A 19215-nucleotide genomic window follows, 5' to 3' on the forward strand; every position below is an offset into this window, starting at 1 on the left:
TTATTGTTTTGGAAAATAATCTTTTAACTCACCTTCTCTATAAACATCCGCTGTACAACAATGAAGACCTCCACCAAATGCATAAGCATCTCTCATTTCAACCGGTATTACTTCCATTCCTAATTTATCTAATTGTTCAGCTTGATAAACTTCACTTTTTTCAACACAAACAGTTTTTGGATCTAACACTAGAACGTTCATTGAAAGCCAAGTTGAAGAATAACATAATGGTGGTGGCTCATTATGTGCTGGTTGTGCGCTATCAATAATTTCCCATCCATTGTTTTCAAATAATTTTCTTTGTTCTTTTGGAAGTTTTCTTTGTGGATTATTAATAATTAAACCTTCTTTAATAGGTGTAAATGTTGCATCAATATGAATTGGATAAGGATCACCTGGAAAATTAACAGCATGAATTCTATGGTCTTTGTAATGTCTTTTAAGCCAATCAATCCCTTTAAGATTAGTTGTAAAACCATGTTGAACAACTAAATCTTTGCCAAATCTTAAAACATCCGCTGCATCAAATAAGGCTTCTTCTTCGGTTGTTACAAAAAACTTGTCTTCAGTCCATTCTAATCTTTTTTGAATACCAATTTTATCTGATAAATAATCTTTTCTGTAATCTGCATCAGTTAATCTTGGTTTAGGAGCAGCTTCATGTCTCATATTAGGATCATCATCATAATATTTTTTTAACAAAGGTCTGTAACATAGATATTCGAACCATCTACATCTATAACTCATCGTTGCTTCTAAAATTTCACTTCCAACAGTTAATAAAACATCTCTTGGTGGCATACAGCCAAACATTGTACCTACTTCCCAATCTGGAGTTGATGTTTTTTTATTAAAATCTATTGGATCTGGTCTGTCTACTTTAATACCTCTTTTAATTAGCATATTTGAAAAATCATCTAACAACTGATTTGCCTTATCAACTGTGTCTTTCGTTCTTGGTCCAAATTGACCACGCATATCAGAGTCTTCTGGCACCTTTGCATCCAGTGCTGGTTCAGGTGCAGGGATACAAGTACCATCAGCCTTACCAACAATTACATGTTTTAAAGGGTCCCACTCATTCCAACTATTAACTATAGTTTTTTTTTCACTCATAAATTTATTACTTGATAATATTATGTTCTGGACCAAAAGGGAACTTAGTAATGTTTTCAGCGTTATCTTTCCCTATAACCAAGATATCATGTTCTCTATATCCACCAGCTCCTGAAGTTCCTTCTGGTATCATGATCATCGGTTCCATTGAAATAACCATATTCTCCTCTAAGACAGTATCTATGTCTTCACGCAATTCTAATCCAGCTTCTCTTCCATAAAAATGAGATAGGACACCAAATGAATGGCCATAACCAAATGTTCGATAATGAAGATAACCAAGCTCAGCAAAAAGTTCATTCAGTTCATGACAAATAGACGAACATTTTACACCTGGTTTAATTAATTCTAAGCCTCTTTTATGAACTTTAACATTTGCTTCCCATGCTTTTAAAGATGCATCGTCAATTTTATCTACAAAAAGAGTTCTCTCAAGAGCCGTATAGTATCCTGAAATCATTGGAAATGTATTTAAAGATAGAATGTCTCCTGATTTTAATTTTCTATTAGTTTTTGGATTATGCGCACCATCAGTATTCAATCCTGATTGAAACCAAACCCAAGTATCCATGAATTCTGCATCAGGATACGTTTTTGCAATTTCACGTTCCATTTTATCTCTGCCCGCTATTGCAATCTCAAGCTCACTTTCCCCAACCTTAATATTTTTTTTAATCTCCTCACCTCCAAGATCAGCTATTCTTGCTCCATTTTTGATAATTTCTATTTCTTCAGGTGATTTAATCATTCTAAGTTTCATCAAATCTTTTGATACATCACTAAAAACTGAAAATGTAAAAATTGAAGTTAGTTTTTCTTTAACATCTAAAGTTACATGATCATTTTCAATACCAATATTTTTTGGAGGTTCATCTCTTCCGATAATTGAAACAATAGCTTTTAAAAAATTATCTCTTTTCCAGTCAGTAAAGATTACATTATCACAATGTGATCTTCTCCAAGGTTGACTAGCATCTATATTTGCTGAAATTGTTGAAATTTTATTAGCTGTTACAACACAACCATAGGGTCTGCCGAAAGAGCAATAAATAAAACCAGTATAATAAGCAATATTATGCATTGATGTTAAAATAATCATATCATGATTATTTTTACTCATTACAATTCTTAAATTAGATAGCCGACTTTGATACTCTTGGTCTGTAAAAGGAAGTTTTGCCTTATCGCCATTTTTTAATGTAAAAAAATCTGGTCTTTCCATTTTAATTAATTTAGTGCAATAAATCTTCTATTAGTTTTTATTGTAAGACTATAATAAATAATCGACATAAAAAGAAAGAAGCCACCTATAATGGTATTAGTGGAAGGTATTTCATTAATACCTAAAAAGGGTATCCATACCCAAAAAATTCCACCAATTACTTCTGTCAGTGAAAGCAAAGTAAGTTCAGCTGCTGGTATTGCTTTTGATCCTATAGAATATAAAATTAACCCCATGCAAACCAAAGTTCCATGTACAGAAAACAAAGCACTATTATAACTTGTAGATAAAAAAACCATATCGTTGGTTAAAATAACTATCGCTGCAACTACAAAACAAAAAAATCCAGCAAAAGCAACAGTAGTAAATTTTGGAGTCTCTTTTCTCCATCTTAATGTTACTGAAAAGACAGAAAAACCAATTGAAGAAACCATTCCAAATATAAGACCTAACAAAGAACTCTTTTGAGTGTTGCCTAGGGCAATAATTATAATTCCAATAGTTGCAATGACAATAGCTATCCAAACATTAATTGATATTCTTTCTTTTAAAAATAAAAAACCTAACAAAGCAGTAAAAAAAGGCATTGCAGCTAAACAAAGTAAAGTAATAGCAGCACTTGTATTGGTAATTGAATATATAAATGTGATCATTGCAATCCCAAGACCCGTTCCACCAACAATACCTGACCAACCTATCCTAAAATAATTTTTATAAAAATTTTTTCCTTCTTCAAAAAAAAGATAAAGATTTAGAATTAGAAAAATTGTTAGCCCACGCGCAAAAATATACTGCCATGGAACAAGATTTGGTTCATTCATGTATCTAACTACTAAAGGACCAAAAGACCATATTAAGCCAGCTATTAAAACAACTGGAATTGCAATCTTTTCATTTTTTAATTCAATCATTAATCATTATTTAATAGTAATTATTTTGGACTACAATAAAAATGAGCTTTATTTAAAAATATCAATATTCGATACAATTGGAGAGTAACAATCAATTAACTCTCCCTTTTTGAATATAGATTGTCCATCTTTGAAGAGACCCCAGACATTTGATTCTACAAATGATTTAATTCTGAATGACTCTTGACCTTTTAAGACCTGTAATTCTATTTTTCCACCATTAGTTGAAGTTAATTTTGCTTTTAAAAATCTAATAATTTTTTTACTCTTAGAATAATCATTTTTTAATTTAGCTTTAAATGGTTTTTCAGCCTTAACCCCTAGAATGTTAAGTAGATAAGGAAAAACAAAAAATCTAAAACAAGCAGATGAAGAGATAGGATTGCCTGGTAGTCCAAAAATAGCTTTTTCTATTTTATTAAACTTAGCAAATAATATTGGTTTACCAGGTCTAATAGAAACACCTTTAAAAAAGTTAGATAAATTAAATTTTTTAATTACAAAGGGAACAAAATCGTGTTTACCAGCAGATACGGCACCCGAAGTAACTATAATATCTATTTTTGATTTAAAACTTTTTTCTATCTTTTTTTTAAAAAGATTTTCGTCTTTATCCCTTAAAATTCCACCATCTATAAAATTAAATAGAAAATTATTAGATATGGATTTTATATAATAACTATTAGAGTTTCTAACTTTCCAATTAGCAATATCACTATTATTAGAAATTTCATTTCCTGTTGAAAAAAATAAAATATTGGGCTTCTTTTTAACTTTTATATTTATTATGCCTAATGTTTTAAAAGCTAATATATGAGAAGGTTGAATTATGGTGCCTTTTTTAATTACCAAGTCTCTTTTTTTATAATCTGATCCAGCATATCTAATGTGTTGTTTGTTTTTTATTTTTTCATTAATTAAGATAAATTTTCTATTTTTATTAAAAACAATTTTTTCTATTGGAATTATAGTGTCAAAATTTTTAGGTATAAGCGCACCTGTCATTACTTCAACAGCTTCAAACTTATTTATTTTTTTTAAATACGGATTATCTCCCGCAGATATAGTCTTTAAAATTTTAAAGTTTTGTGAATTATTTTTATTTAACTTGCTTGTATCTTTTGAATTAATTGCAAAACCATCAAATGCAGCATTAGTTCCTGCTGGATAATTTACAGCTGAATAGATATCTAATGCATTAATCCTGTTTAATGACTTTGATGAGTTAATAATTTCATCTCTAATTTTTATCTTTGATTTTATTAAGATTTTCTTAGCTTCTTTATAATTAATCATTTTAATTTTTCTTTAGTATTTTTTTTGCTTCTTCTAAATCTTCTTTGGTATTTATATTAAAAAAGGGATCAAATTCTTTAAGTTCTATATCAATTGTTTTTACTCCTATTTTATTTGCCCAATCCTCTACTTTTCTAAAATTATTATTAATCAAATCATTTTCCAGTGGTTTTAATAATTCAATTGACCATAAACCAAAAATGTTGTGCCTTCTGTTATTTGATTTAATAAAATACAATAAGCTATCTTTCATTTTAATTCTTTTTTGATATTCATCAATAATTGAGATTTCAAAAAAAGGTGTGTCTGATGGAAATGTTGCAATCCACTGATACGATTTTTGATTTTCTTTAACCCATTTCATTGAACTTAAAACGCCTGCTAATGGTCCAAAGTCATCTAAGCAATCAGGAATTATTGTTACATTTTTTATTTTTTTTGTATCTAAACTGTGGCTTGAGACAATAAGTATCTCTTCATATTTACTGCTAATTTTTGATAAAACGTGCTCTAACAATGTTTTATCACCAAGTTTTGTCTGGTTTTTATCTTCACCAAATCTCTTTGATTTTCCGCCCGCTAGCACAACAGCTAAAATATTGTTATCTTCCATAAATCAAAATATAAAACATTAATCTCTTAATTAAAGAATTATAATGGACTTAAAAATTTTAGAAATCGCATCTAATACCAAAAACCACAAAGTGGTTAAAAATCATACACATCAATCAAAGAATAAAAACCCATTATGTGGTGATGAAATGGAAATTAGTTTGATAGTTAAAGATAATATTGTTCAAGACATGGGGTATCAATGTAAGTCCTGCGTGTACTGTCAGGCCTCTGTCAGTTTGCTTTCAAGATGGGTTATACAAGCACCAATAGAAAAAATTTCAGATTTTGTCTCAAAAGCTGAGCTTTTCTTTGATGAAAATTTTGATCAATTAAAAAAAAATAATATAAAAGATTTAAAAGATTTTAAAAAAATAATGAATTCAAAAAACATTTCTAGAAAAGAGTGTTTATTGCTTCCATTTAAAACTCTTTCAAAAGCCCTAAAGCTTTAAAGCAATACTAATAGTAAAGATAAAAATATATGATAAATACAATAAAAGAAAACTTTAATAGAGCTCTTTATGCTTTAATATTTTCAATAATTACAATTGGAACTCTTTCATTCTTAAGTTTTGAAACTCCTTATGGGTTATTTTTAGCTGGGTCATTTGGATCTTCTATGGTTCTACTTTTTGGGTATCCAGAAAGTTCTTTTGCCCAACCCAAAAATGTTTTTTTTGGACACTTAGTAACATCTATAGTTGGTGTATTAATTTTAAAATTTCTACCCATTGATCAGTTTTTACAAATAGCCATTGCAGTAGGTCTTGGTATTTTTGTAATGATACTACTTGGTGTAACTCACCCACCTGCAGGCGGAAATCCTATTGTTATAATACTTAGTGCAGTTTCATATGATTTTTTATTAAACCCGATTATTCTTGGTTCTATAATAATAATTGTTTATGCAATTATTTTAAATCGTTTCATTTTAAAGAAAAACTACCCAAGTAGTTGGAAAAGCTAATCTTTTCACTGTTTCAAATTTAACCAGTTTAAATATACTGGCTAAATGAATTCTAATTATAAAGTTATAAAATTTAGATCTAATAATTCAAAAGAGGTTAATGATCAAATATCCATTGAAGAACCACTTGAAATAATACTCAAATATAAAGATAAAGAAAATTGGAATGAAAATACTATCTCTATTACGATGAGAACGCCTGGTGATGATGAAGATTTAGTAAGAGGATTTCTTTTTAATGAGAGGGTAGTTGAAAAAATTGAATATATAGAAAAAATTGAACACAGTGGAAGACCTACTGATCAATATGGTATTAAAAATAAAATTACTGTAACGATTAATAATTTTGAAAATATTGATATTGATAAAATAAAAAGAAATTTTTTAACAAACTCTTCTTGTGGTGTTTGTGGAAAAACTTCCTTAGATTCCTTAGAAATTATTAAAAAGGATAAAATCTTAAAATCCATTCCAAAAATTACAAAAGAAACTATTATGACATCACCAGATAAACTTCGGCAAAATCAGTCAGAATTTTCTAAAACTGGAGGAATTCATGCAAGTGGGTTATTTACGGCTAAGGGTGACATTGTAGCTATCAAGGAAGATGTTGGAAGACATAATGCTTTAGATAAATTAATAGGTCATACTCTTGATCAGAAATTACTTAACACAAATTCTCAATTTTTGACCTGTTCTGGGAGGCTTAATTTTGACCTCGTTCAAAAGGCTCTAATGGCAAACATAGGTGTGCTTATAGGAGTGGGTGCGCCAACAAGTCTTGCTATAGATTTAGCAAATAGATTTGATATGACATTGGTTGGTTTTGTGAAAAAAGATAGCTTCAATATTTATAGTAGTAGTGAAAGAATTAAATAGATATTTGAGGTCAGTATTTTTTTTATATATATTATTTAATAATATTAAATATTATTAAATTCATTTTAAACTTCTAGAATTTTTATAATAATTGTAATAAATATTTAAGCATTAACAGGGGGTAAATTGTAAATTGTCAAAAAATATAAGTAATCTATCTGGTAGAATTGGTCTAAAAAAAAATCTTTTTGAAAAGATTTCTGAAAGATCATTAAACTCTAAAGATTCAACTGGTATTAAAGAAATAGCCAATGAATACCACATGGGAGTTTCCACTATTCATGGTGCTGAGAGTTTTTATGAATTTCTAAGACCAGCTCACAGAGCCAAAAAAGCCTTTGTTTGTAATGGAAGTGCTTGTATGTGTTCTGGAACACAAGAGCCTTTAAAGAAAAAATTAAAAGAAAAATTGGGTGACGACAAGGTTGGTGAAATGTTTTGTCTTGGTCACTGTTATGAAAATAAAGCCTTTCATTATGATGGTGAAAATTATGCTGGCAATGATATTGATAAAATTGATGAAATAATTAAAGGTAATAAAATTGAACAGGAAAAATTTTTTTCAAAAAGTTTTGCTGCAACAAGTTTTTTAATGGATGATAAGCTTTCAAATTTAGATCAATTTAAAGATGTCTTAAGTAAGTTTATAAATACAGACAAACAAGAAATTATAAAATCATTACTAGACTCAAATTTAACTGGTAGAGGTGGTGCTGGTTTTCCAGCTGGAATGAAATGGGATTTTTGTAGAAAAGCCCCCTCTGAAAAAAAATACGTTATATGCAATGCAGATGAAGGTGACTCTGGTGCCTTCTCCGATAGATATTTATTAGAAGATCAGCCATTAAAAGTTTTATTTGGAATGATCATCTGTGGTTATGTTATTGGAAGTGACGAGGGTGTTTTATATATTAGAGGAGAATATCCAAAATCTATTGAAGCAATAAATGGGGCTATCAATTCTTTGAAAGAAGAAGGATTATTAGGAGAAAATATTCTTGGAACAAATTTTTCTTTTGATCTAAATATTTGTATAGGACAAGGAGCATACATATGTGGAGAAGAAACAGCTTTAATAGCCTCAATTGAAGGAAGAAGAGCAGAAGTTGATGTCCGACCTCCCTTCCCTGTTACTGAAGGACTTTATAAAAAACCAACAGTTGTTAATAATGTTGAAACTTTAGCAGCTGCTACTGGTATACTTATTAATGGGGCAGAAAAATTTGCTGCAATTGGAAATAAAAAATCTGCAGGTACAAAATTAGTTTGTTTTGATAGTTTTTTTAATAATCCAGGTGTTTATGAAGTTGAAATGGGAACTCCAATGAAAAAGGTTTTAAATGATATTGGTGGTGGTTTTAAAGAACCTATTAAGGCATTACAAATTGGTGGACCATTAGGCGGGGTTATTCCAATTTCTGAGGTAGAAAAATTAAATCTAGATTTTCAAGAATTTACTGCTGCTGGTTTCATGCTGGGGCACGCAAGTATAGTAAGTATTCCAAAAGACTTTCCAATGGTCGAATATATTCATCATTTATTTGAGTTCACAGCTGAAGAATCATGTGGAAAATGCTTCCCAGGTAGACTTGGATCTTACAGGGGAAAGGAAATGTTTGATCAAGCTAAGAATAAAACTGCTAAAATTCCACTAAAGCTATTAAATGAGCTGCTAATAACGATGAAAAAAGGCTGTTTATGTGCATTATGTGGTGCAATACCTACTCCAATCATGAATATATTAAAATATTTTGGTGATGAAATGAAGGATGATATGGTGAAAGATAATTAATGAGCTCAGAAAAAAGAAAAATTGCATATATAGATGGTAAGCCCTATGAAATTGGTCCTAACCATACTTCTGTTTTAAAATTTGTAGAAAGCTATCTTGGTGAAAAAAAAGTTCCTGCTTTATGTAATGATCCAAACCTAGCACCTTATGGAGCTTGTAGAGTTTGTTCGGTTGAGGTTGCTTTAGTTAAAGATGGTCCAACTAAAGTTGTAGCCTCATGTCATACACCAGTTGGTGAAAACCAACATATTTTTACAAACAATGAAAATTTAACTGCTTTAAGAAAAAATATTGTTGAACTAGTTTTAACCGACCATCCAATGGAATGTGGAACTTGTGAGGTTAATAATAACTGTGAACTTCAAGATGTTGCTAATGATTTAGGCATATCAGATCATAGATATAATGTACCAAAACAACACAAAGGTATTCCAAGAGACACCTCTCATGATTACATGAGAATGAATTTAGATAACTGCATTAATTGTGGAAGATGTGTCAGAGCTTGTGATGAAATTCAAGGTTCTTTTGTTTTAACAATGAGTGGTAGAGGATTTGAGTCTAAGATTACAACAGATAATGATGCATTATTTGGGGACTCGTCTTGTGTATCTTGTGGAGCTTGTGCACACACTTGCCCAACAGATGCCATCTCAGATGTATATCAATCTAAATCAGTTGCTGTTGATGAAAAAGTAAGAACGACTTGTTCTTATTGTGGAGTTGGTTGTAATCTAGAGGCATCAATTAAAGATAATAAAGTTGTTGCAATTTCTACTCCTAAAGAATCTGAAGTTAACGCAGGTCACACTTGTATTAAAGGAAGATATGCTTTTGGATTTTATGATCATCCCGATAGATTAAAAACTCCTTTAATTAAAAGGAATGGAAAATTTGAAGAAGCATCATGGGATGAGGCATATGATTTTATTAAAAAAGAATTAAATAGAATTACTAAAGCTAATGGACCAGATGCAGTTGCTGGTATTTCTTCAGCAAGATGTACTAATGAAGAAAATTATGTTTTCCAAAAAATGATTAGAGCAGCAATAGGAACTAATAATATTGATTGTTGTGCAAGAATTTGTCATTCACCTACTGCGTGGGGAATGCAACAAACATTTGGAACTGGAGCGGCTACAAATTCTACAGAAGATATTTACCATGCAGATTTATTTATGGTTATTGGAGCAAATCCAACAAATGCTCACCCAGTTACTGGTGCTAAAATTAAGCAACAAGTAATGAAGGGTAAAAAATTAATTGTATTAGATCCAATTACTACTGAGCTTGCTAAACTTGCTGATTATCATATTAAACTTAGACCAGGAACAAATGTTGCTATTTTGAATATGATGTTGCATTTTATATTAAAAGCAAACCTTTATGACAAAGATTTTGTTAGAGATAGAACTGAGGGTTTTGCAAATTTCATTAAGGAAATTGAGAGACAAGATATGGATCATTTAGCGAAAGTTGCTGGTGTTGACAAACAGTTAGTTAAAGAAGCTGCAATTGCTTATGCAACAGCAAAAAACTCTATGGAATTCCATGGTTTAGGTGTTACAGAACAAGAGCAAGGATCTAAAACAGTAATGTTAATTGCTGATCTTGCAATGATTACTGGAAATATTGGTAGAAGAGGAGTTGGTGTTAATCCATTGAGAGGACAAAATAATGTCCAAGGTGCTGCTGATATGGGGTGCCAGCCTCATCAAGGAGCTGGATACTTTGAAGTGGCTGATGAAAAAGTTCAAAATTTCTACACTGAAAAATATGGAGTCGTTCATCCAACAAAACAGGGATTAAAAATTCCAGAAATGTTTGATGGGGCAATTAATAAAGATGTGAAAGCTGTTTGGATTATTGGAGAAGACATTGTTCAAACAGATCCTAATAGTGCCCACGTAATAGATGCCATGAATTCACTTGAGTTATTAGTTGTGCAAGAAATTTTTATGAGTGAGACAGCAAAACTTGCAACAGTAGTATTGCCTGGAACAACTTTCTTAGAAAAAAATGGAACTTTTACAAATACAGAAAGAAGAATTCAAAGAGTAAATCGAGCCGTACCTCCTTTGCCTGGCACTAAAACAGATGGAACAATTGTAACAGACATGATGCAAAAATTAGGTTTTGATCAACCTGAATATGACGCAGATCAAGTTCTTGCAGAAATAGCTGATGTAGTTCCTTTCTTTAAAGGGGTAACAAGGGAAAGACTTGGTAAAATGGGATTACAATGGCCAGTTCAAGAAGATGGAACAGATACTCAAATTTTACACCAAGAAACATTTAAATTAGGAAAAGGACAACTTAAAAATTTTGATTGGAAAGAATCTAATGAGATAGCTGAGAATAAAAAAGATTATCCATTAATTTTAACAACTAGTAGAGTTCTTCAACATTATAATGCTGCTACTATGACAAGACGTACTAAAAATATTAATATAGTTTCTGAAGATTTATTACTAGTTCACCCTAATGATGCTAAAAAAAGAGAATTAAATACTGGTGATATTGGTAGACTTTATTCTGGCAGAGGTGAAGTAGCTTTAAAAGTAGAAGTAACAGATAAAGTTAAAGAAGGAATTGTATTTACAACATTCCACTTCCCAGAACATATGGTTAACATGGTAACTGGTCATGGAAAAGATGAAGAGACGATGTGTGCAGAATACAAAGTTTCTTCTGTAGAAATTCAAAAAATATCCAATCAATTTAAAACTGTTGTTGAACCTAAAGATAATCAAGCAGAACTTTCATAATTACTAGTATTTTAATACGTGCTTTAAAAAATTATAAAGTTTATAATTTTAAAAATGACTAATTCAAATATAGATATTGATAAGGCAGGTTGGTCATTTGATAACACATATGCAAAACTACCCAATGATTTTTTAGTAAAACAAGTCCCTATCCCAGTAAAATCTCCAGAAATTATAATTTTAAATAAAGATCTCTCAAAAGATTTAGATTTAGATTTTACAAATATTAAAGAAGAGAATTTATCTCAACTATTCTCTGGAAATTTATTGCCAACTGGGTCAGAGACGATTGCGCAAGCATATGCAGGGCATCAATTTGGGCATTTTACAATGTTAGGTGATGGACGGGCTGTTCTTATGGGTGAACACGTATCAAAAAATGGTGATAGGTATGATATTCAATTTAAAGGTTCTGGAAAAACACCTTTTTCGAGAAGTGGTGATGGACGAGCAGCACTTAGTCCAATGCTTAGAGAATATATCATTAGTGAAGCAATGCATAAATTAGGAGTGGCAACGACTAGAAGTTTAGCAGTTGTTAAAACCGGAGAAAATGTAATTAGAGAAACACATTTACCAGGTGCTATATTAACTAGAATTGCTGCTAGTCATATCCGTGTTGGAACTTTTCAATATATTACAGCCACTCAAAAGGAACAAAATTTAAAAGTTTTATTTAATTATGTAATCAATCGACACTATCCCAATATAAAGAATTCTAAAAACCAAGCTTTAGATTTATTAAAAACAATAATGAATGTTCAAATTAATTTAGTTATTGACTGGATGCGTATTGGTTTCATTCATGGAGTGATGAACACTGATAACGTATCAATTTGTGGTGAAACAATTGATTATGGTCCCTGTGCTTTTATGGATGCTTATAATCCGGATACAGTTTTTAGTTCGATTGATCAACAAGCAAGATATTCATTCTCAAATCAACCAAAAATTATTAAATGGAACTTGGCAAGGTTTGCAGAGTGCATCATAACACTCATAGACGACAACAAAGATAAGGCTATAGAAATTGCAACTGAAGTAATTGATACATTTGACAGAATTTATGAAGAAAAATGGCTTAATATGATGCGTGATAAATTAGGATTATTTGGTGAAGATACAAATGATCAAATTTTAATTGTGGAACTTCTAGGGTGGATGCACAAAAATAAAGTTGATTACACTAATACTTTTTGTTTTTTAATGAATGAAAAGTTTTCTGATAATGAAGTTTATAAAGATAAAAACTTTCTTATTTGGAAAGAAAAATGGGAAAGTCGATTAAAATTAAATAATAATAGTCAGGAAAAGTACATAAAACTAATGCATTCAGTAAATCCAATAATTATTCCAAGAAATCATAAAGTGGAAGAAGCTTTAACTGCTGCAAACAATGGTGATTTAGAAGTTATGAATAAATTATTGGCTATTTTAAAAAAACCATATGAAAATCAAAATAGTATTACTGATTTTCAGTCTCCTGCACCGTCTAGTGATAAAGCTTATCAAACATTTTGTGGAACTTAACCCTTAGAGAACGTAAGGTTCGGGTCTTGCATTATTATCAAGAACTCTTTCAACAGAAAAGTCACTTATATCAATCGTTTGATAAGATCCTGTAGAAATTAATTCAGTTAATGCTCTTCCTATTCCAGGGGCTTGCATTAATCCTCTGCCTGTAAATCCTGAAGCCATATATACATTTTCATATTTAGGGTGTTTGCCGACCACTGCATTATTATCCAATTTGTTGCAATCATAATAACCAGCCCATCCACCAGTTAATTTTAATTCTTCAAAAGCAGGAATTCTTTGTGCTAATGCAGGCCATACTAATTCTTCAAAATCATTCCAAGCTGGTTCTAAATCAGTAGCATCAAATACTGAGTTAGGTGAACCTGCCAAATATTCTCCACCTTCAGGTCTCCAGTAAACTCCTGTTGTTAAGTCCCCTGTTAACGGCATTTCTTTAATATATTTAGGACATTTAACTCTAAAAACTGTATGTTTTTGAGGAACTACAGGGATATCCTTTAATAATTCTTTAGTCCAACATCCTGCAGCAGATATAATTGTTTTAGCTTTAATATCAGAGATGCTTTTCACTTCACCTTTAATAAATTCTGCACCTAATTCAATTGCCTTACTCTTTAAGGCGCTATGAAACATGAAAGGATCAATCCATCCTTCACTTTGGTTGTCTGTATAAGTTGCTGTTTCAATACCCTCACTGTTTATATAAGGAAATATTTTTGATAGTTCAGAACCTTTGATGTTTTTAGTTCCAGCATCACAAGCTTCATGATTTTTTAAAGCTTTATATTGTTCCTCAGCATGCTCTGGACCAAACATTAATAAGTAGCCGTTTGTAACCATGCTTGCTGTAGGGTTTGGATTTTTTTCAGTTTTTAATAGTTCTGGAATCTGAAAAATAAATTCTCTTGCAAATTTTCCTAATAAAATATTTTCTTTTTGAAAAAACTGCCTTCTAAATCCACCAAGTGATAATGGAAAAGAAGCTGTTTTATAAGTTGGGTCTCTTTCTATAACTTTAACTTTTCTACCATCTTTAGATAAAAAATACGCTGTAGCAGTCCCTATTATTCCACCACCAACTATTACAACATCATCCATAATTTATTTTAATTTAATATGATTAAACTTACATTTATCAGTAATGCAAAGAGACACCAAAGTAAATAAGGAATCATTAGATAATAACTATACAAGTTGACACGCCTAAATCTAATTATGAGAATGATTATCAATAATATTAAAATTACTAGTACAATTAGAGCTAAAACAATTTTATGAAAAACAAAAAAAACTATACTCCAAGTTGTATTAAAAATTAAATGAATAAAGTAGATATAAATAGTGTTCATATCTCTGTTTTTACTATGCCAAAATTTCCAGATAGCAATTGTCATAAAAAAATAAAGCGTAGTCCAAACTGGTGCAAAAATCCAATCTGGTGGATTAAACGAGGGTTTAATGATTAAAGAATACCATGGCTCTTTAAAACCAACAGTAGCTAAGCCACCTATTGCTGATGCAGAAAAAGTAACAAGAGCAAATAGTAAAAAAGATAAGAATTTGTTTTTTAACATATTTCTATTATACAATAGAATATGGAGAAAAAAAAAGTTATTTGGATAACTGGTGCAAGTAGTGGAATTGGTAAAGCTCTTGCAATCAAATTTGCAGAAAATGGGTGGTTGGTTGCTGCATCTGCAAGACGAGAAAATTTATTAAATGAACTTAAAAAAATTAATCAAAGTATTATTCCTTTTCCTTTAGATGTTACTGAAATTGATTCATGTAAATTAGTTGCAAAAAATATAATCAAACAATTTAATAATATTGATATATGTGTGTTTGGTACGGGTATGCATGATCCAAAATCAGAAAAAAGATTTAATTTAGATAAGATAAGAGAAATAATGGAAGTTAATTATTTTGGAACAATGAATTCAATTAATTCAATCTATGATTATTTCTCCGAAAAAAAAAATGGCCAAATATCTATAATTTCTTCTGTTGCAGGCTACCGTGGATTACCTGCTGCTGGTGCATATTGTGCTTCAAAATCAGCACTTACCAGCTTTGCTGAAAGCTTAAACTTTGATATGAGAATGAAGAATGTGCGTGTTTCGTTAATCAGCCCCGGTTTCATAAAAACACCTATGACTGATCAAAATGATTTTCCAATGCCCATGATCAAAACTCCAGAATTTGCTGCAGATGAAATTTTTAAAGGATTAACAATTAAAAAAGGATTTGAAATACATTTTCCAAAAGCTTTTACATATTTTTTAAAATTTCTTCAAATGCTACCTAGCAGTTTATATTTTAAGCTAGTTGCCAGAGGTATGAAGAAGATTGATTATTAATTTTTTTTAAAGAAAACTGTCAATTCACCCACTTTAAATCCAAACTTTGTAAGTGTGGCACGATTAATTGCAACATCTTCATCTTGTTTAAAAATCCAATCATCAAAAGAAACTTTAATATTCTTTCCTTTAAATGGGACCATTAAATCATATTCAAATTTAAAAGCTGATCCATATTGATAACCTTTAGCTGTACCCACGACATCAGGGGCAGTACCTTCGTAATAATTTTGATCAATCTTTTTGATTTTCCATATTCGATTTTGTTTTTCTCCGTCTGTCCAATAAAAATCTTCTTTAAGAGTTAAAATATCTCCTTCAAAACTACCTGTCATATCTGCTTTAAACTGTCTAGTAACCTTACCACTACGGTCTTGTAATAGACCCCATGCTTTAACCGGACCATTAAAGTATTGTTCTATAGTCATAGTTGGTTCAGTATTTTTGAAATCTGTTGGCTTCATAGAATTATTGTTTATACAACTTGCTGTAAAGAATAAAGAAATTATTAACACAGTTAATCTAATGGTTTTAAAGTTTATCATGTCGCTCCTATTGTTATTTGTTTTGCAGTGAAAATTGAATTAAGTCTATATTTTTTGATTTAAAACCGGCTTCACAATATGAAAGATAAAATTCCCACATTCTTTTAAATTTTAAATCAAAGCCTTGTTTTTTAATTAAGTCCCATTTTTTATTAAATATTTCTCTCCAAATAATCAAAGTCTCAGAGTAATGGTTGGCATATGAATTATACTCACTAAATTTTAATCCATTTTTATCTACATAATTTTGTAATTCACCTTTTGAAGGCAAAAAGCCACCTGGGAAAATATACTGTTGTATAAAGTCTTTTTTATTTTTATATCTATTAAATAAACTATCATCGATAGTTATGGCTTGAATACCCACCGTACCTGATGGTGAAAGATTATTTTTAATCGTATTAAAATAACTGTCTAAATAGTTTTGGCCTACAGCCTCAATCATTTCTATTGATGCAATATGATCATATTTATCTTTTAAATCTCTATAATCTTTAATTTGAATATTTACTTTTTCATTAAGCCCACATCGATGAATTCTCTCTTTAGCAAATTCAAATTGTTTTTTGGAAATAGTAATACAATCTAATTTGACATCATAATTAGTACCTAAATACTCAGCAAAACCACCCCAACCACAACCAATTTCTAAAATTTTATTACCATTTGTAGGCTTTATTAGATCTATTAGTTTTTGATATTTATTGTTCTGAGCTTCAAAAAGTTCTTGTTTGGGGCTTTCAAATATAGCGCTGGAATAAGTTAAAGTTTTATCAAGCCATAATGAAAAAAAGTCATTACCTAAATCATAATGCTTAGCAATATTTTCTTTACTCCTATTTTTAGTATTTTTTATAATTTTATTTTTAATAAAATTGATAAAAGGCAAATCGAATATTCCAGAAAATTTATAAATGGTTTTTATATTCTTTGCTGTTAACTCAATCAAATCAGAAAGATTATTTGTTGTAAAAAAATCTTTCATATAGGATTCTCCTAAACCAATACTTCCATTTTTAATCAAATTATAATTGAGACTTTCATCTTTAATTTCTAAAAAAACTTTTAAAGTTTCATCAGGGTTGCCAAATTTTAAAACTTCACCATTTACTTTTTTAATTTCAAGAAAACCATACTTAATACTTTTTAACGCATTAAACACGATCAAGTCTGAAATTTTATAAATTAACATTAGTTTTCGATAGTAATATTATTCTTAATCTTTATTTTTTTTTTTATAAATTTAATTCCTTTTGTCCATAATTTAAATGCCTCATAATGTATCGCTAGAATGATTTTGAATGTCATTAATGGATGTTTTAAGTAAGATTTAAGTAGATTTCTATTATTCAATTCACTTTTAATACCATCCTGTGAAGCATATAATACTTTACCGGCTGGATCATTCAGGTCAATTATTACAGATATTTTATTACCAGGCTTTAAAAGCCTAAAAAAATAAATACAATTCATCTCAATAAATGGTGATACATGAAATTTTTTCTTACACACATGTTGAATCAGATTTTGGTCTTTTTCAGTTTTAAACACATAAACATGTTGTTCACCAAATGTGTTCTTAACTTCATATAAAATACATATTAAATCAGAATTTTTGTCATATATATAAAAAACACTTAGCGGGTTAAACACATAACCAAATATTCTTGGGTAGCATAAAAGTTTTATTTGAACATCATTAGTATCAATATTATTTTTTTTAAGATTATCTAAAACCCAGTCCTTAAGAGAACTTCCATCTCTTGCCCCATGGTCTTTATCAAAGAAACTAATGATATTTAATTTATTATATGAAAATATCTTTAGTGTTTTGTGTAATAGGTTTATTTCTGATAAATCTATAAGTAGTGAAAATACACTATAGTTAAAGCTATGAATTTTGGGCTTAAATCTTTTATGAATTACATTTCCTGTGTAAATATAAGAATTTTTAATCATTCAGTGTTTTTAACATATCAATAGACGACTTTATTCCATCCTCGTGAAAACCATAACCAAAATAGCTGCCACAAAATAAAATATTTTTTTTATTTTGAATTTTATATAGATTATTTTGATTGGTTAATGCTTCTGTATCGTAATAAGGGTGAGTAAATGCTACCTTTTTAAATGTCTTATTATTTGGAATTTCTTTAAATGGATTTATTGTTAAAAAAATATCTCTATCTATCTTTAAATTTTGCAACTGATTTATCCAATATGTTACAGCTGTCTTTTCATTATTAGTTGAATCCATTGAAGAATTCCAAGCACACCATGCTTTTTTATTTTTAGGCATAACACTTTCATCAAAATGTATTACTGCAGTGTTTGCTCTATATTTAAATTTCTTTAATATAGTCTCCTCGTCTAGTGTTGGATTATCAATTATCTTTAATGCTTCATCTGCATGGGTTGCTATTACAACTTTATCATAATCAAAGAACTCATTTTCCTCCCCATAAAAAATTTTAACACCTAAATCATTTCTGATAATTTTATTTATATTGTAATTCTTAAAATGCTCTCCACTAACTTGGCCTATTATTTTATCAACATAAGTTTTGCTCCTATTTGCAACCGTAAACCATTGAGGTCTATCTTTAATTTTAAATAATCCATGATTCTTAAAAAAACTTAAAAAAAATGATAATGGCATTTGTTTTGCTTCATATGGTGGCATCGACCATATTGCAGATACCATTGGTATAATATGATAATTAATAAAATAATCTGAAATTTTTATTTCTTTTAAGTATTCCCCTAATGTTATTGATTTAATTTTTTGAATTTCTATTTTTTCACAGTTTTTATAAAAACTTAAAATTTCAAAAAACATTTTGATGAATTTTAGATTAAATAAGTTTTTTTTATTGGAAAAAATTCCACCTAATCCTTTTCCACAATACTCTAAGCCACTATTTTCTATGGTAACAGAAAATGACATATCACTTTTTTCAATTTCTATTTTATTCTCTAAAAAAAAATTAATCAAATTTGGATATGTTTGCTTGTTAAAAACCATAAATCCAATATCTATTGGAATTTCTTTATTAGCTTTGTAAGCAACTTTTATTGTATTTGCATGACCACCAAACTGATTTTCTTTTTCAAATAAATCGACCTTATGTTTTTTGGATAGGTAATAAGCAGCACTCAATCCTGATATACCTGCACCTACTACAGCAATTTTCATCTTGGTAAATAT

General features: G+C 29.6%; 19 protein-coding genes. 8 read left to right on the top strand and 11 right to left on the bottom strand.

Annotated elements, in window-relative coordinates:
* From ABXT47_RS04545 to ABXT47_RS04565, 5 genes are read right to left on the bottom strand one after another with little or no spacing between them, the layout of a single operon-like run.
* Nucleotides 1-1116, bottom strand: coding sequence for a serine/threonine protein kinase (locus ABXT47_RS04545; protein WP_415307949.1), 1116 nt, complete (start codon nt 1114-1116; stop codon nt 1-3).
* Between the two features lie 7 nt (nt 1117-1123).
* A complete protein-coding gene (locus ABXT47_RS04550; RefSeq protein WP_415307950.1) occupies nt 1124-2338 on the bottom strand; it encodes an aminopeptidase P family protein in 1215 nt (404 codons plus the stop codon).
* Between the two features lie 5 nt (nt 2339-2343).
* A complete protein-coding gene (locus ABXT47_RS04555) occupies nt 2344-3249 on the bottom strand; it encodes a DMT family transporter (RefSeq protein WP_415307951.1) in 906 nt (301 codons plus the stop codon).
* Nucleotides 3250-3297: 48 nt separating this feature from the next.
* Nucleotides 3298-4545 carry a molybdopterin molybdotransferase MoeA gene (locus ABXT47_RS04560; protein WP_415307952.1) on the bottom strand — a complete coding sequence of 416 codons (1248 nt, stop codon included), beginning with the start codon at nt 4543-4545 and terminating at the stop codon, nt 3298-3300.
* Nucleotide 4546: 1 nt separating this feature from the next.
* Nucleotides 4547-5158, bottom strand: a complete 612-nt coding sequence (locus ABXT47_RS04565) for a molybdenum cofactor guanylyltransferase (RefSeq protein WP_415307953.1) — start codon at nt 5156-5158, stop codon at nt 4547-4549.
* Nucleotides 5159-5201: 43 nt separating this feature from the next.
* On the opposite strand from ABXT47_RS04565, the gene ABXT47_RS04570 reads away from it, so the two are divergent.
* From ABXT47_RS04570 to ABXT47_RS04595, 6 genes are all read left to right on the top strand, one after another.
* The gene (locus ABXT47_RS04570) at nt 5202-5612 is read left to right on the top strand and encodes an iron-sulfur cluster assembly scaffold protein (RefSeq protein ID WP_415307954.1); all 411 of its coding nucleotides are present in this window, start codon (nt 5202-5204) and stop codon (nt 5610-5612) included.
* Nucleotides 5613-5641: 29 nt separating this feature from the next.
* Nucleotides 5642-6127 carry an HPP family protein gene (locus tag ABXT47_RS04575; RefSeq protein ID WP_415307955.1) on the top strand — a complete coding sequence of 162 codons (486 nt, stop codon included), beginning with the start codon at nt 5642-5644 and terminating at the stop codon, nt 6125-6127.
* A 45-nt stretch (nt 6128-6172) separates the two neighbouring features.
* A complete protein-coding gene (gene fdhD / locus ABXT47_RS04580; RefSeq protein ID WP_415307956.1) occupies nt 6173-7006 on the top strand; it encodes a formate dehydrogenase accessory sulfurtransferase FdhD in 834 nt (277 codons plus the stop codon).
* Nucleotides 7007-7139: 133 nt separating this feature from the next.
* Nucleotides 7140-8798: an NADH-ubiquinone oxidoreductase-F iron-sulfur binding region domain-containing protein gene (locus ABXT47_RS04585; protein ID WP_415307957.1), complete on the top strand. Its 1659-nt coding sequence runs from the start codon at nt 7140-7142 to the stop codon at nt 8796-8798.
* On the top strand, nt 8798-11566 hold the full coding sequence (gene fdhF / locus ABXT47_RS04590) for a formate dehydrogenase subunit alpha (RefSeq protein WP_415307958.1): 2769 nt from the start codon (nt 8798-8800) through the stop codon (nt 11564-11566). The genes ABXT47_RS04585 and fdhF overlap by 1 nt, the downstream gene beginning before the upstream one ends.
* 54 nt (nt 11567-11620) lie before the next feature.
* Complete coding sequence (locus ABXT47_RS04595; RefSeq protein ID WP_415307959.1) at nt 11621-13096, top strand: protein adenylyltransferase SelO; 1476 nt, start codon at nt 11621-11623, stop codon at nt 13094-13096.
* Between the two features lie 3 nt (nt 13097-13099).
* Here ABXT47_RS04595 and ABXT47_RS04600 read toward each other — a convergent pair whose 3' ends face one another.
* Nucleotides 13100-14203, bottom strand: a complete 1104-nt coding sequence (locus ABXT47_RS04600; protein WP_415307960.1) for an NAD(P)/FAD-dependent oxidoreductase — start codon at nt 14201-14203, stop codon at nt 13100-13102.
* Between the two features lie 8 nt (nt 14204-14211).
* A complete protein-coding gene (locus ABXT47_RS04605) occupies nt 14212-14616 on the bottom strand; it encodes a TspO/MBR family protein (protein ID WP_415309366.1) in 405 nt (134 codons plus the stop codon).
* On the opposite strand from ABXT47_RS04605, the gene ABXT47_RS04610 reads away from it, so the two are divergent.
* Nucleotides 14564-14728, top strand: coding sequence for a hypothetical protein (locus ABXT47_RS04610; RefSeq protein ID WP_415309374.1), 165 nt, complete (start codon nt 14564-14566; stop codon nt 14726-14728). The genes ABXT47_RS04605 and ABXT47_RS04610 overlap by 53 nt on opposite strands.
* On the top strand, nt 14701-15462 hold the full coding sequence (locus tag ABXT47_RS04615; protein ID WP_415307961.1) for an SDR family NAD(P)-dependent oxidoreductase: 762 nt from the start codon (nt 14701-14703) through the stop codon (nt 15460-15462). Before ABXT47_RS04610 ends, ABXT47_RS04615 begins: the two co-directional genes overlap by 28 nt.
* Here the strand turns inward: ABXT47_RS04615 and ABXT47_RS04620 are convergent.
* The 4 genes from ABXT47_RS04620 to ABXT47_RS04635 are packed head-to-tail and all read right to left on the bottom strand — an operon-like array spanning nt 15459 to nt 19203.
* Nucleotides 15459-16007: a DUF3833 domain-containing protein gene (locus ABXT47_RS04620; protein ID WP_415307962.1), complete on the bottom strand. Its 549-nt coding sequence runs from the start codon at nt 16005-16007 to the stop codon at nt 15459-15461. The genes ABXT47_RS04615 and ABXT47_RS04620 overlap by 4 nt on opposite strands.
* A gap of 13 nt (nt 16008-16020) precedes the next feature.
* Nucleotides 16021-17199, bottom strand: coding sequence for a class I SAM-dependent methyltransferase (locus ABXT47_RS04625; protein ID WP_415307963.1), 1179 nt, complete (start codon nt 17197-17199; stop codon nt 16021-16023).
* Nucleotides 17199-17966 carry a DUF1365 domain-containing protein gene (locus ABXT47_RS04630; protein ID WP_415307964.1) on the bottom strand — a complete coding sequence of 256 codons (768 nt, stop codon included), beginning with the start codon at nt 17964-17966 and terminating at the stop codon, nt 17199-17201. The genes ABXT47_RS04625 and ABXT47_RS04630 overlap by 1 nt, the downstream gene beginning before the upstream one ends.
* Nucleotides 17959-19203 (bottom strand): NAD(P)/FAD-dependent oxidoreductase, encoded by a 1245-nt coding sequence (locus ABXT47_RS04635; RefSeq protein ID WP_415307965.1) that lies wholly within the window; start codon nt 19201-19203, stop codon nt 17959-17961. The genes ABXT47_RS04630 and ABXT47_RS04635 overlap by 8 nt, the downstream gene beginning before the upstream one ends.
* Between the last annotated feature and the right edge of the window lie 12 nt (nt 19204-19215).

The organism is Candidatus Pelagibacter sp. Uisw_099_02, assembly GCF_047727625.1.
Lineage (GTDB): Bacteria > Pseudomonadota > Alphaproteobacteria > Pelagibacterales > Pelagibacteraceae > Pelagibacter.